This is a genomic window from Aggregatibacter segnis ATCC 33393, from assembly GCF_900476035.1.
Classification (GTDB): Bacteria; Pseudomonadota; Gammaproteobacteria; order Enterobacterales; family Pasteurellaceae; genus Aggregatibacter; species Aggregatibacter segnis.
The window spans coordinates 1,987,135-2,000,264 of record NZ_LS483443.1 but is presented as its reverse complement, the minus strand read 5'-3'; the positions used below and the strand labels follow the sequence as shown (position 1 = coordinate 2,000,264).

The 13,130-nt window shown below is 44.0% G+C and carries 12 protein-coding genes; 4 read left to right on the top strand and 8 right to left on the bottom strand.

The features are described 5' to 3' along the window. Nucleotides 1–130 precede the first annotated feature (130 nt). Complete coding sequence (gene pmbA, locus DQN58_RS09715; RefSeq protein ID WP_006719126.1) at nt 131–1,492, bottom strand: metalloprotease PmbA; 1,362 nt, start codon at nt 1,490–1,492, stop codon at nt 131–133. A gap of 116 nt (nt 1,493–1,608) precedes the next feature. Here pmbA and yjgA point away from each other — a divergent pair, with 116 nt between their 5' ends. Next, on the top strand, nt 1,609–2,142 hold the full coding sequence (yjgA, locus tag DQN58_RS09710; protein ID WP_032997958.1) for a ribosome biogenesis factor YjgA: 534 nt from the start codon (nt 1,609–1,611) through the stop codon (nt 2,140–2,142). Between the two features lie 65 nt (nt 2,143–2,207). On the opposite strand, the gene DQN58_RS09705 is transcribed toward yjgA, so the two are convergent. The 3 genes from DQN58_RS09705 to DQN58_RS09695 form a co-directional block, all read right to left on the bottom strand. Next, nucleotides 2,208–3,599: a DASS family sodium-coupled anion symporter gene (locus DQN58_RS09705; RefSeq protein WP_006719124.1), complete on the bottom strand. Its 1,392-nt coding sequence runs from the start codon at nt 3,597–3,599 to the stop codon at nt 2,208–2,210. Between the two features lie 191 nt (nt 3,600–3,790). Then, nucleotides 3,791–4,291: a ribonuclease E activity regulator RraA gene (gene rraA / locus DQN58_RS09700; RefSeq protein WP_006719122.1), complete on the bottom strand. Its 501-nt coding sequence runs from the start codon at nt 4,289–4,291 to the stop codon at nt 3,791–3,793. Nucleotides 4,292–4,341: 50 nt separating this feature from the next. Beyond that, nucleotides 4,342–5,247: a 1,4-dihydroxy-2-naphthoate polyprenyltransferase gene (locus DQN58_RS09695; protein ID WP_006719119.1), complete on the bottom strand. Its 906-nt coding sequence runs from the start codon at nt 5,245–5,247 to the stop codon at nt 4,342–4,344. A 110-nt stretch (nt 5,248–5,357) separates the two neighbouring features. Here DQN58_RS09695 and tsaA point away from each other — a divergent pair, with 110 nt between their 5' ends. Further along, nucleotides 5,358–6,095 (top strand): tRNA (N6-threonylcarbamoyladenosine(37)-N6)-methyltransferase TrmO, encoded by a 738-nt coding sequence (tsaA, locus tag DQN58_RS09690; RefSeq protein WP_006719117.1) that lies wholly within the window; start codon nt 5,358–5,360, stop codon nt 6,093–6,095. A 71-nt stretch (nt 6,096–6,166) separates the two neighbouring features. On the opposite strand, the gene DQN58_RS09685 is transcribed toward tsaA, so the two are convergent. Continuing rightward, nucleotides 6,167–6,553, bottom strand: coding sequence for a MerR family transcriptional regulator (locus tag DQN58_RS09685; RefSeq protein WP_006719116.1), 387 nt, complete (start codon nt 6,551–6,553; stop codon nt 6,167–6,169). Between the two features lie 90 nt (nt 6,554–6,643). Here DQN58_RS09685 and DQN58_RS09680 point away from each other — a divergent pair, with 90 nt between their 5' ends. Both DQN58_RS09680 and DQN58_RS09675 read left to right on the top strand, forming a co-directional pair. Then, nucleotides 6,644–6,856, top strand: a complete 213-nt coding sequence (locus DQN58_RS09680) for a heavy-metal-associated domain-containing protein (RefSeq protein ID WP_032997956.1) — start codon at nt 6,644–6,646, stop codon at nt 6,854–6,856. A 231-nt stretch (nt 6,857–7,087) separates the two neighbouring features. Continuing rightward, entirely contained in the window at nt 7,088–9,247 is a 2,160-nt protein-coding gene (locus DQN58_RS09675; RefSeq protein WP_032997954.1) for a heavy metal translocating P-type ATPase, read from the top strand. Nucleotides 9,248–9,290: 43 nt separating this feature from the next. Here DQN58_RS09675 and clpX read toward each other — a convergent pair whose 3' ends face one another. The 3 genes from clpX to DQN58_RS09660 all read right to left on the bottom strand — a co-directional run bounded on the left by clpX (nt 9,291) and on the right by DQN58_RS09660 (nt 12,965). Further along, nucleotides 9,291–10,541 carry an ATP-dependent protease ATP-binding subunit ClpX gene (gene clpX / locus DQN58_RS09670; protein ID WP_006719110.1) on the bottom strand — a complete coding sequence of 417 codons (1,251 nt, stop codon included), beginning with the start codon at nt 10,539–10,541 and terminating at the stop codon, nt 9,291–9,293. A 9-nt stretch (nt 10,542–10,550) separates the two neighbouring features. After that, complete coding sequence (clpP, locus tag DQN58_RS09665; protein ID WP_006719109.1) at nt 10,551–11,132, bottom strand: ATP-dependent Clp endopeptidase proteolytic subunit ClpP; 582 nt, start codon at nt 11,130–11,132, stop codon at nt 10,551–10,553. A gap of 225 nt (nt 11,133–11,357) precedes the next feature. Further along, nucleotides 11,358–12,965, bottom strand: a complete 1,608-nt coding sequence (locus DQN58_RS09660; protein ID WP_006719107.1) for a phosphoethanolamine transferase — start codon at nt 12,963–12,965, stop codon at nt 11,358–11,360. Between the last annotated feature and the right edge of the window lie 165 nt (nt 12,966–13,130).

Below are 13,130 nucleotides of genomic sequence, written 5' to 3'. Positions count from 1 at the left end.
CTACTCTACCTGTTTGGCGTGCTATGCAGACTTCCAATAACAACCATTCATCTTCATTGCAATACTTAACAGATGCGGCTTATGTTAGCAGAGTTTTTATTATTGTCAATAAGAATTATTCTCATTTATTTTAATTTCCGGAAATTTTCATTTTTTCTAATAAAATGGAACCCGTCTGGATATTGGAGCGATGTTCAATATCATCGGCCACGGCAACAATATTACGTAATATGTCCGGTAATTGTCCTGCGATGGTGATTTCTGCAACCGGATATTGAATTTCACCGTTTTCCACCCAAAAACCGGCTGCACCTCGTGAATAATCACCAGTAACCAAATTCACACCTTGCCCCATCACTTCTGTTACGAGTAAACCGCGATTCATTTGGCGTAAAAGTGCGGTTAGTTTTCCTGATGAATTTGGTTTGATCAGCCAATTGTGAATGCCGCCAGCGTGTCCTGTGCTTTGCATGTCGAGCTTGCGTCCGCTGTAACTGGTAAGCAAATAAGTTTGTAAAATCCCGCTGCGAATAATCTCCATGTCCTGCGTTCTAACCCCTTCACTATCAAATGGGGTCGACGCTAATTGACCGATCAGATGCGGTCTTTCGGCAATCTCAAACCAGTCAGGCAATACTTGTTTCCCTAAGTGATCCAACAAAAAACTAGCTTTGCGGTATAAGCTGCCACCGCTGATGGCGGCTGCTAAATGGCTGATTAAGCCCGTTGCGACATCGTTTAAGAAAATGACGGGCGCTTCTTGTGTGGCAAGTTTTTGGGGTTGTAAGCGAGCAATCGCTTTTTGCGCTGCATTTTCACCGACCCAATGAGGTGGCGCTAATTGATTGATATTGCGTGCTACCGTGTATTCATAATCCCGTTCTAACTGCTCTTGATGTTCGGCAATGACGGAGCAGGAAAGCGAGTAGCGGCTAGATAAATAACTTTGCAACATGCCGTGGCTGTTGCCATAAACACGCACACCGGTATGGGCATTGAAAGACGCGCCCTCACTGTTCACGATGCGTTCATCGTGTTCTAATGCGGCTTTTTCGGTATCCAAAGCAAGTTGCACCGCTTTATCAACATCAATTTCAGCAGCGTGATACAAATCCAAATCCGGCGCATCAAATGCCATCAATTCTTTATCGGCTAAGCCTGCACAATCATCTGGTGAAGTGTATTTGGCAATAGCAAGAGCCGCCTCTACGGTGTTTTTAATGGCTTCCGGTGTTAAATCGGAGGTGGAAGCATTGCCTTTTTGCTGTCCTACATAGACGGAAATACCTAGTGCGCCATCGTTGTTAAATTCAACGTTTTCAATTTCCTGTAAACGGGTGGAGACGGAGAGTCCGCTAGATTTGGTCACCCCCACTTCGGCGGTTGCACCTGCTTTTTGGGCAATTTCAATGGCAAGGCTGACCGCATCGCGCAGTTGTTGTTCTTGTTGACGCAAAAGTGCGGTGGCATTTTCAAGTGTTTTTTGTGGCATTGTGCTTTTCTCAATAATGAAATTTCGCCAATTTTAGCGTATTTTTCTTTTTAAGGCGAACCACGGATTCTGTGCTAAAATGCACCGCACTTTTAAGTAGAACGATGGAAAAGAAGATGGCAAAACGTAAAAAAGAAGATTTTGACTGGCAGGACGAAGAGCAAGAAGAAATTATTTGGGTCAGCAAAAGTGAAATTAAACGGGATGCGGAAGCATTAAAAAAACTGGGTGAAAAACTGGTTGAGCTGACAAAGGCAAAATTAGATAAAATTCCTTTGGAAGACGCTTTATTGGAAGCGGTAAATTTAGCGCAACGTCTGCAAAAAGAAGCACGTCGCCGCCAACTGCAATATATCGGTAAATTATTGCGCGGGATGGATGTTGAGCCCATTCAGGCTGCGTTGGAAAAATTGGAAAACAAACATCAGAAACAACAAGCAATGTTGCATAAATTGGAGTTATTACGTGATGCGTTAGTGGCAAAAGGCGATGATGCATTAACGGATTTTCTAACGGATTATCCACATGCTGACCGACAACATCTGCGAAATTTGATTCGTACCGCGAGTAAGGAAAAAGAACAAAATAAACCGGCAAAAGCTTACCGTGAAATTTTCCAGTATTTGAAGGAAATTGTGTTGGAAGATTAACCTGATGTGAAATAATTCAGCCCCTTAATAAGCGATTTATTAAGGGGCTGTTTTTTATGGGTGAATTAATTTAGCCAGAAGAAGTAACCGAAGGTCGCGATAACAAAGATACACACGATATTCAACAGAATACCGGCTCTTACCATTTCACTTTGTTTCACTTCGCCGGTACCGAACACAATGGCATTCGGTGGTGTTGCCACCGGCAACATGAAGGCACAGGAAGCACCTAAACCGATGATTAAGGCTAAACCGATTTCCGGCATACCAAGAGATTGTGCGATAGAAATGAAAATCGGCACTAACAATGCCGCACTGGCAGTGTTGGAGGTGAATTCCGTTAAGAAAATAATGAACGCAGAAACCAATAAACCGATGAGATAGAAGTGACCACCTTCAATCAGGAATACGATGCCGTCAGCCAAAATTTTGCTTGCACCGGAATTTTTTAATACCGCACTTAAGGTTAAGCCGCCACCGAAGAGCATTAATACGCCCCAATCGGTGTTGTCTTGAATTTGCTTCCAGTTTGTTACGCCAGCAACACAAAGGATAACCGCGGCAGATAAAGCAATAACGCTATCGAAACTGGCAATTTTCCCCTCTAATCCTAATGCGCCTGCAAGAATCGGGTTGATTTGGCTACTGAAAACCCAGCTCAATGCAATAAAGACGAAAATCGCTAAGGTAATCCAACGTTGTTTATTCATTGGAATGGCTTCAAATTGTTGGTCAAAACGAATATTGAGTTTTGGTTTGAAGACAATATAAAGTGTTCCGATCATGATTGGCATTAAAATAATCATGATAGGCAAGCCATACCATAACCAATCAGCGAAGGTGAGGTGCAATTGCGTTGCAACGATGTTGTTTGGCGGGCTTCCCACTAAGGTTCCCATACCACCGATACTGGCGCTATACGCAATTCCTAAAAGCACAAACACATAGGTATTATGTTCTGAATTACGATCTAGCCGGCTTAGTACGCCCATGGCAAGGGGGAGCATCATGGCCGCTGTCGCTGTGTTACTTACCCACATGGACAAAAATGCGGTAACGGAGAATAAATACATGATCGCGACAAATAAATTGCCTTTTGCCAAAGCCATAATTTTGTTGGCGATCATTTTATCTAACTGTTGAATATGAAGTGCTGTCGCTAAAGCAAAGCCACCAAAGAATAAGAAGATATTCGGATCGGCAAAGGTAGCTAGCGCAGTACTTGTTTTCACTAATCCCAAGAAAATAGCGAGAAGTGGAACAATTAATGCTGTGATGGTGACGTGTAAGGCTTCTGTTAACCATAAAATGGCCACTAAAGCTAATAATGCCAACCCACTATTGGCGTTTTTATCAAAAGGTAGTGTATTGAGTAAGACAAAAAATAGAACGACGGCAAAGATAAAGATAATTGCACTCCTATAATTCTTACTTTGATTTTGAGTTGTGTCTTTCATAATTTTAATTCCTGTCAATAAAATCAAAGATCAACATATTACCAAAAATAGGCAATATGCTAAGGAAACTAACACTTTGTTAACAAAAAGCAATTAGTTTTTTATGGATTTGTGACATCGCGCAAAAAAAGTGCGGTGAAAATTTTCTATATTTTCACCGCACTTTTAGAAGAATAATGACGCAGCTAGAATTAGTCTTGCTCGAAATCTGCGAGGTCTAAGGCTTCTTGTGACAGAATAATGCCGGTGAGATCTGCATACACAAAGTCTTCCGGGAAGAAAGTTACGCCACCAAAGTTGACCGGAATATCGGTTTCGCCGTGGTTGTTTTCATCTGCGCCTACCGGAATTGGGGCTAACGCATGAATGCCGATGTCGATATTTTCCAGTTGTTGAATTTGACGAACCGCACCATAAAGGATGATGCCTTCCCAGTGATTATCTGCGGCTAATTGTGCGAGTTCCGCATCAATTAATGCACGGCGTACTGCGCCGCCGCCATCAACGACTAATACGCGTCCTTGACCGTTTTCTTCTAAAATTTCAGCTATTAACCCGTTATTTTCAAAACATTTTACGGTGGTGACTTTGCCATAAAAAGAACTTAGCCCGCCGAAACTTGAGAAAACAGGTTCGACAACATCGACTTGATCGAGATAAATATCGCAAAGTTCAGAAGTATCAATGTACATAAAAGACCCTATTTTTTTAAGATGAATACTGCGAGCTAGTATAGTCCGTTTCAGCCTAGAAGCAAGCCAAAACTAAATAGCCCATTGATAAGTAACGCAATCAGCGACATTTGCGCCAGCATCGGGCGTAAAGCCACCGGCTCTTTATGAGAGAAAACAAAACGGGCATGTTTGAACAAGAGCGGATAAGTGAGTAAAAAGGCGAAACTCACCGGATTACGCAAATTCATGAGGGCAAACAAAAGATAAAACAAGGCGGCGATAGAAAGCAGCAAGCAATGATAAATCCGCCCATTATGTGGCCCTAAGCGTACGGCAAGGGTGTTTTTGCCTGCTTTGCGATCTTGTTCAATATCACGCAAGTTATTGATATTTAAAACCGCTGTCGCAAGTAAACCGCTGGCAATGGCAGGAAGCAAAATAATGGCAGAGATATCATGTACTTGCAGATAATAGGTGCCGCCGATGCCCAATAACCCAAAGAAAATTAATACGGAAATATCGCCTAAGCCCAAATAGCCGTAAGGCTTGCTGCCCACGGTATAGGTGATAGCTGCCACAATGGCCAAGACGCCGAGCATGGAAAACGCAATTAAATCACTGACATTTTGGTAAGCAATACCGATTAAGAGAGCACCACAAAGGAAACTCAAGGCGATCATCACATAAAGCCCTTTTTTCAGTTGTGCCGCAGAAATCGCGCCTTGTTGAATGCCGCGTAATGGCCCGATACGTTCTGCCGTGTCGGAGCCTTTTTGGTGATCACCGTAATCATTGGCGAAGTTGGAAAGAATTTGCAGAAATAACGTGGTGAGTAAACATAACACCGTGATTCCCCAATGGAAGCTGCCTGCCCAATAGGCGAGCGCTGAACCGGTTAAAATGGTTGCCAAGGCTAACGGTAGGGTTTTGGGACGCGCTGTTTCAATCCACATTTTTATTGTATTTTTTGTCATAATGGCTACTCGAATAACGAAAAATAAGGCGATTTTTTACCGCACTTTTAGCTAAAATAGGCGTCATTCTACAAGGTTATTTTGCAGATTTTAACTGTTTTAAGGAAAATATGTCCGATTCTCTCACATTGCAGCCCGTGGCTGTGATTTACACGCCTTACAAAGAAAAGTTTTCCGTACCGCGTCAACCTAATTTGGTGCAGGATGGCACGGGTATTGTCGAATTGTTGCCGCCCTATAACCAAGCGGAAAGCGTCCGCGGTTTAGAACAATTCAGCCACCTTTGGCTAATTTTTCAATTTGATCAAATTCCGCAAGGCAAATGGCATCCTACCGTGCGCCCACCCCGTTTAGGTGGCAATCAACGGGTTGGCGTGTTTGCCTCGCGCTCGACACATCGCCCAAATCCCATTGGTTTATCCAAAGTGGAATTGCGCCAAGTAGAATGTAAAAACGGCAAGGTGTTGTTACATCTCGGCGCCGTGGATTTAGTGGACGGCACGCCTATTTTCGACATCAAACCTTATCTGGCCTACGCTGACAGTGAACCTGACGCGATTTCCGGCTTTGCCCAAAGCGAACCGAAACCGTTGCTGCACGTAGAATTTACTGCAGAAGCGGAAAGTGCGGTCAAAAAACACAGCAAAAATCGACCGCACTTACAACGTTTTATTACTGAGGTGATCCAACAAGATCCCCGCCCCGCCTATCAACAAGGTAAAACTACTGACCGCCTTTACGGCATTTCGTTGTATGACTTGAATGTGAAATGGCGGATTAAAGCGGGTACAGTAGATGTGGCGGAAATCGTGCAAATTGAAACCTTAGTAAATCATCAGGAAGATTAATCTGCGAACTTTTTGAAGTGTATTTCTGATGCGAAAATATTTTAAATTTTCACCGCACTTTTTTCACATGTCTATTCACTGAGTCCCGTCAAAATCGAACATTCCGGGCAGTCGTTGCCTTGGCAGTTGTCATGCCAGAGTTGAAGTTCAGCCACCATTTTTTGTAGTGCATGAATTTGTGCATTGAGGGTTTCGATATGTTTTGCCGTAAGTTGTTTCACTTCACGGCTGTTGCGATGCGGGTTATCTTGTAATTCAAGTAATTGAGCGATTTGTTGCAGGGAAAAGCCCACGTCTCGTGAGTGGCGGATAAAGCGTAAACGGGCAAGATCGTTTTCTTCATAGTAGCGATAACCTGAAAGGGTGCGTGTGCCGGCTTTGAGTAAGCCGCGTTTTTCATAATCGCGGATTTGTTTAGCAGATAAGCCGGTGAGTTTGGCTGCTTGACTGATATTCATAAAAAGTGTTTGACCTTAACCTAACGTTAAGGTTTATAGTAATCTCACCGACAAAAATCGGCAAGGTTTAACTTAACAAAGGAGCAAATGATGCAAAACGTAACCTTAAAAATTGATGGCATGACCTGTGGTGGTTGTGTGAAAAGCGTGACTCGCGTATTGAGCGAATTGGACGGTGTGGCGCAAGCAGACGTCAGTTTGGAAAAAGCGCAAGCGGTCGTGAGTTTTGATGCAAATAAAGTGCAGCCTGCCGCGTTGGTGGAAGCCGTGGAATATGCCGGGTTTGATGCGGAAGTGGTGTAAGTTTTGTTTATTGCGTATTTAATTGATGGCGGCGTCTCCTGATACCGTCTTTTGATTATTGCTTTGTTGTAAGCACGCGTCGGGAGACGCGCGCGCTCTAAGTCTTCTGACGTGCGCTATGAATAAGCACAAGCGTGGACGCTTGCGCTAGCCGTCTTTAAGATCGATGATAAAAAATATTTCCAAAACCCACCGCACTTTTCTGTGAAAGGACATAATAAAGAGGATGTTATGCAAAAAGTCTCCATTCAAATTGGGGGTATGACGTGCCAGTCGTGCGCCAGTCGGATTGAAAAGGTATTGAATAAAAAGGATTTTGTGCAGCAGGCGGGCGTGAATTTCGCCAGTGAAGAAGCGCAGATCACTTTTGATGAAAAGCAAACTTCCGTTGAACAGCTGATCCAAATTATTCAAAAGACCGGTTTCACGGCACAATTAAAGCAAGAACAGGCAGAATTGCCGCAAGAGCGAAACATTTCGTGGCGGTTGATTTTATTGTGGCTAATTAACGTGCCGTTTTTAATCGGTATGTTCGGCATGATGCTGGGGCGACATGATTGGATGTTACCGCCGATGTGGCAAATGGCATTAGCCACGATTGTGCAATTCGGCTTGGCGATTCCCTTCTACAAAAGTGCTTGGGGCAGTATTAAAGGCGGTTTGGCGAATATGGATGTATTGGTCAGTCTTGGCACGCTCACCATTTATTTTTATTCCGTCTTTATGCTGTTTTATCTGCCGCATATGAGCCATGCACACGGCTCGGCGAATATTTATTTTGAAGCCTCCGTCATGGTGTTGGGGTTTGTGAGTTTGGGAAAATTCTTAGAAGATCGTACCAAAAAGCACAGCCTAAATAGCCTAGGTTTATTATTGCAGCTGACACCAAAACAAGTGCACGTGCAACGCTACGGCGAATGGCAAACCGTGCCGTTAAATCAAATCCAAGTGGGCGAACGGTTACGCGCCAACCAAGGCGAACGCATTGCCGCCGATGGCGTGGTGGAAGAGGGGGCGGGTTGGTGTGATGAAAGCCATTTAACCGGTGAATCCGTGCCGGAAATGAAGAAATTGGGAAGCCAAGTGTTGGCAGGGGCGATGGTGACGGACGGCAGTTTGGTTTATCGCTCGCAACAGCTTGGTAGCCAAACGTTGCTCGGCGATATGATGAATGCCCTTTCTGAAGCGCAAGGTAGCAAAGCACCCATTGCCCGTTTTGCCGACAAAGTGGCGGCAGTGTTTGTGCCAACGGTAATAGGCATTTCCTTGCTGACGTTTTTACTTACTTGGTGGCTTCAACAAGATGTTGTCACGGCGTTGATTCATGGGGTTGCGGTATTGGTGATTGCCTGCCCTTGTGCCTTGGGCTTAGCAACGCCTGCGGCGATCATGGTGGGCATGGGCAAAGCCGTGAAACAGGGCATTTGGTTTAAAGATGCCGCCGCCATGGAAGAATCCGCCCATGTGAACGCGGTGGTGTTGGATAAAACCGGCACGCTCACAGAAGGCAAACCGCAAGTGGTTGCTTTTTGGCAGGCGCAAGGTGCGGTCTATTCTGAAGATGAAATTTATGCGTTGGCGGCCGCTATTGAACAGAACGCGACGCATCCGTTGGCAAAAGCCCTTGTGCAAGCCGCGATGGCAAAAAATGTGGCGTTGCCTGCGGTACAACATATTCAGGTAGATGTGGGGCAGGGGATTCAAGGGGAGATTGAACATATCGGCACAGTGAAAGTGGGGAAACCTGCCTATTGCGGTTTGACGTTACCAACCAATCTTGATCCGGTGTGGCAGATCGCCAGCATTGTGGCGGTCGCTGTAAATGACCAACCTATCGCCGCATTTGCCTTAGCAGACGCCTTAAAGGCGGACAGTCAAAAGGCAATTCAGCGTTTGCAGGCGCATAATATCGATGTGTATATCATGAGTGGCGATAATCCGAACGTGGTGCAATACATTGCCGATCAGCTTGGGATTCAACATGCGCAGGGCAATATGTCGCCACGCGATAAAGCAAGTGCGGTTAAACTTCTACAAGAAAATGGCAACGTGGTCGCCATGGTGGGGGATGGGGTGAATGACGCGCCGGCATTGGCTGCGGCGAATGTGAGTTTCGCCATGCACGATGGCGCGGATGTGGCGCAACACAGTGCGTCGGCAACCCTAATGCAGCATTCGGTCAATCAGTTGGTGGATGCTTTATTGATTTCCCGCGCGACCTTGAAAAACATTAAACAAAATTTGTTTTTTGCGTTTATTTATAATGTGTTAGGCATTCCGCTAGCCGCCTTGGGGTTGCTCAGCCCGGTGGTTGCCGGGGCGGCGATGGCGATGAGTTCGATTTCTGTGTTAAGCAATGCGTTACGCTTAAAGAAAGTAAAAATTGAATAGTCGTGGCAAAGAAAAGTGCGGTTAAAATTAACCGCACTTTTTTTTATTTGTTGGAATAAATCAATTCTGGAGATTGGTTGTCGTTGATGACGCTTTCGTTGACCACCACTTTTTCTAACCCTTCTAAAGAAGGTAAGTCGTACATGGTGTCGAGCAAGACGCCTTCGATGATGGAGCGTAAGCCGCGGGCACCGGTTTTACGGGCGAGGGCTTTTTTCGCCATGGCGATTAAGGCGTCTTTGGTAAATTCCAGTTCCACGTCTTCTAACCCAAATAACGCTTGATATTGTTTACACAAGGCGTTTTTCGGTTCGGTCAGAATGCGCACGAGGGCTTCTTCATCTAATTCGCTTAACGGCGCAACCACTGGCAGACGTCCGATAAATTCCGGGATTAAGCCGTATTTCATTAAATCGTCCGGTTCTACCTGTTTGAACAAATCCGTTAATGTAGCTTTGTCTTTTTCGCTCTTGATTTCGGCGCCGAAACCAATCGCAGTGGCAACGCTGGTGCGTTTTTCAATGACTTTATCTAAGCCGGCAAAAGCACCGCCGCAAATAAACAGAATTTTGGAGGTATCGATACGCAACATTTCCTGTTGTGGGTGCTTGCGCCCGCCTTGTGGTGGAATGGACGCAACCGTGCCTTCAATGAGTTTTAACAAGGCTTGTTGTACGCCCTCGCCGGAAACATCGCGGGTGATGGATGGATTCTCCGATTTGCGGGTGATTTTGTCGATTTCATCTATATAAATAATGCCTTGTTCCGCACGTTCGATGTCGTAATCACAGTTTTGTAGTAATTTTTGTAACACGTTTTCTACGTCTTCGCCCACGTAACCGGCTTCCGTCAAGGTGGTGGCATCCGCCATGGCGAAAGGCACGTTTAACATACGCGCCATGGTCTCTGCCAACAGGGTTTTACCGCTACCGGTCGGGCCGATAAGCAAAATGTTACTTTTACCTAATTCCACATCATTGGTTTGATGTTTGGTACGCAGGCGTTTGTAGTGGTTATACACCGCCACTGCCAACACTTTTTTCGCGTAATCTTGGCCGATAACATAATCGTCTAAATGGGCGCGGATTTTGTGCGGTGTGGGTAATTCCTGTTCTTTTTGCGCTTCTGCCTCTTCGCTTTCGGCTTCTTCGCCATGCTCTTCATTGAGCAACATATCGTGACACAATTCGATACATTCATTACAAATGTAACCGGAGGTGCCAGCGATGAGTTTATTGACTTCGTCTTGTTCTTTGCCACAGAAAGAACAATGTAATTCTTTATCTTTTGCCATGTTTATCTCTTAACGTTTGGTAAACACTTCATCGATTAAGCCGTAGTTTTTGGCTTCTTCTGCAGACATAAAGTTGTCGCGATCAGTGTCTTTCTCGATGGTTTCAATGGGTTGTCCGGTGTGGAATGCCAGGCGTTCGTTTAACGTACCTTTGATTTTCAAGATTTCTTGCGCATGAATTTGAATATCCGATGCTTGTCCGCGGAAACCGCCTAAGGGTTGGTGGATCATCACGCGAGCATGTGGCAAGGCACCACGTTTGCCCGGTGCGCCACCGGCTAATAAAAAGGCACCCATGGAACAGGCTTGTCCAACGCACAAGGTGCGCACATCGGGCTTGATGAATTGCATGGTGTCGTAAATTGCCATACCGGCAGTCACGGAACCGCCCGGTGAATTGATATATAAATTGATGTCTTTATCGGGATCTTCTGATTCTAGGAAAAGCAATTGTGCCACAATCAGATTGGCCATGTTGTCTTCCACTTCACCGCTTAGGAAAATCACGCGATCTTTCAGTAAGCGAGAATAAATGTCATAGGCGCGTTCGCCACGGGAAGTTTGGTCAACGACCATAGGAATTACACTCATATGTTCCTCAATTTAGTCAGGATAGGGTGAAAAGTGCGGTCAGAAAAAACGGAGTTTTTTGATATTGGACGAGCCAATGGCGCCGCAAGAACAAAATTCTTTCATAAAAAACGGCGGCTATTTTACCTGAAAAATTGGGTTTGCTGAATGACTATTCTGGCAAAAATAAAAATGCGGTCATTCGTTTGAAAAAATGACCGCACTTTTAGGCGTTGGAACCTGTTATTACGGTTCTTGTTTTGCCGGATCCTCTTTTAACGACTGATAGTCCACCAAGGCTCGCCAGTTAAAGACTTTGATTGTTTGCGGTTTCGGGTTGAAAAAATCTTCTTGGCTTAAATGACTTTCTTTAATGCCTAACCATTGGGCAAAACCGTGAATAAAATTAAAGGCGCTTTGCGGGTTTTTAACGAGGGTTCTTTTGGTATCGTCACTGGAAAAACGAATAAACGGCACTTCGTAACTTTGTTTGTATTCTTTGTTATTTAGCATAGACAGATTTTTTCCTGCGCCTAAATGCGCCAAGCCATGATCTGAGAAATAAATGACGGAATAGCTTTGTCCTTGGTCTTTTAGAATTTGATTCACTTCAGACAATAAACTGTCCGTTTGTTTTAACGTATCTAAATAACAAGACATTTCTCGGCTAATTAAATGGAATTTCGGTTCTTCGCCATTTAAATGGGCGCAAAAGGTCGCGTGCGAACCAATTAAATGTAAAACGATTAATTTGGTTTGATCTTTATCTTTCGCCAAAAGTTGTTTTAATGGCTCCAATAATGCCGTGTCCGAGATATTGTCCGAATCATACCCGCCTTTTTTGGTAAAGAACGATTCATCTGCTTGAATGCCGATACGTGATGCCATGGTGTCCCATTCGCCCACTTTGCCTTGGTTAGACAACCAATAAGTTTTGTAATGGGCAAGTTTGGCGAGTGAAATAATGTTATCGGTGTAAACCGTTTCTTCATTGTTATTAATGGAACGATACAGCGTGCGCTGTAAAGACGGTTGCGTATTTGGGCCAGCAGCCACATATAAATTGAAAATTAAGCCGTTCACTTGTTCTAAAAACGGCGTGGTTTTTTGTGGGTAGCCGTATAAAGAGGTGTAATCCCGTCGCATACTTTCGCCGATCACTAAGACATAGTTTTGATATTTTGGCTCCACGGAAAGGATTTGCCACTCCGGTGTTTTGGTCAAGGCATCATTTAATAATGCCCGTTGCGTTAAATAGGTGTTATTCACTTTGATAGCGTTGGAAAGAAAACTCACCGGATAAAATTTTGAGGCTTTAAAAAATTCGGAGAGCTTGAATTCTTTCTCGGGATCCGTATTTTTTACTTCTTTTGCAATGGGCTTATAAAGTGAAAAGGCGAGAAGAGCAAGGTAAACGGTAGCATAGATTTTCTTCTGAGATTTATTTGAGGTTTTATGTCGTTGAATCAATAAGATAACGATAAATAAAAGAAGATAGAAAAAGGTAAAAATATAAATAGAGAGCGGAATCGCTTTAAAAAAACCGATAGTTTCACTGAAATTGGTTTCATAAACCGAGGCAATTACCCCAATCGACACCGGACCATATAATAAGCCGGAAGGAAGATAGCCGAGAGAGAGGGCGAAAATAAAAAGAAAGCCAATTAAAAATAAGATCTTGCTGTGTTTCCGTAAGGTGAAAAGCAGCAAACCTAATGCAAAAATGCTCACCAGATTAGTCCGATAATTATCCAAAATGCCCAAAGCAATGTGGGAAAGAAAGGAAAAAATCAATAATAACAACGCAAAAGTGATGTCATTATTGATGAGATTGTGTTTTTTGAATTGACTCATTTTATGTGCCTCAGGTGTTTTTCATGTGCTTTTCTAAGGGTGGAAATTTTAGAACCTTTATTTCCTAAAATGAAGTATTTTCGTTTCAATACATTAAGTTATAACCATTCCTTATGGGGGATGCGATTTTTTTATTTGCATTTAAGGGGATTAATTTTAATAATG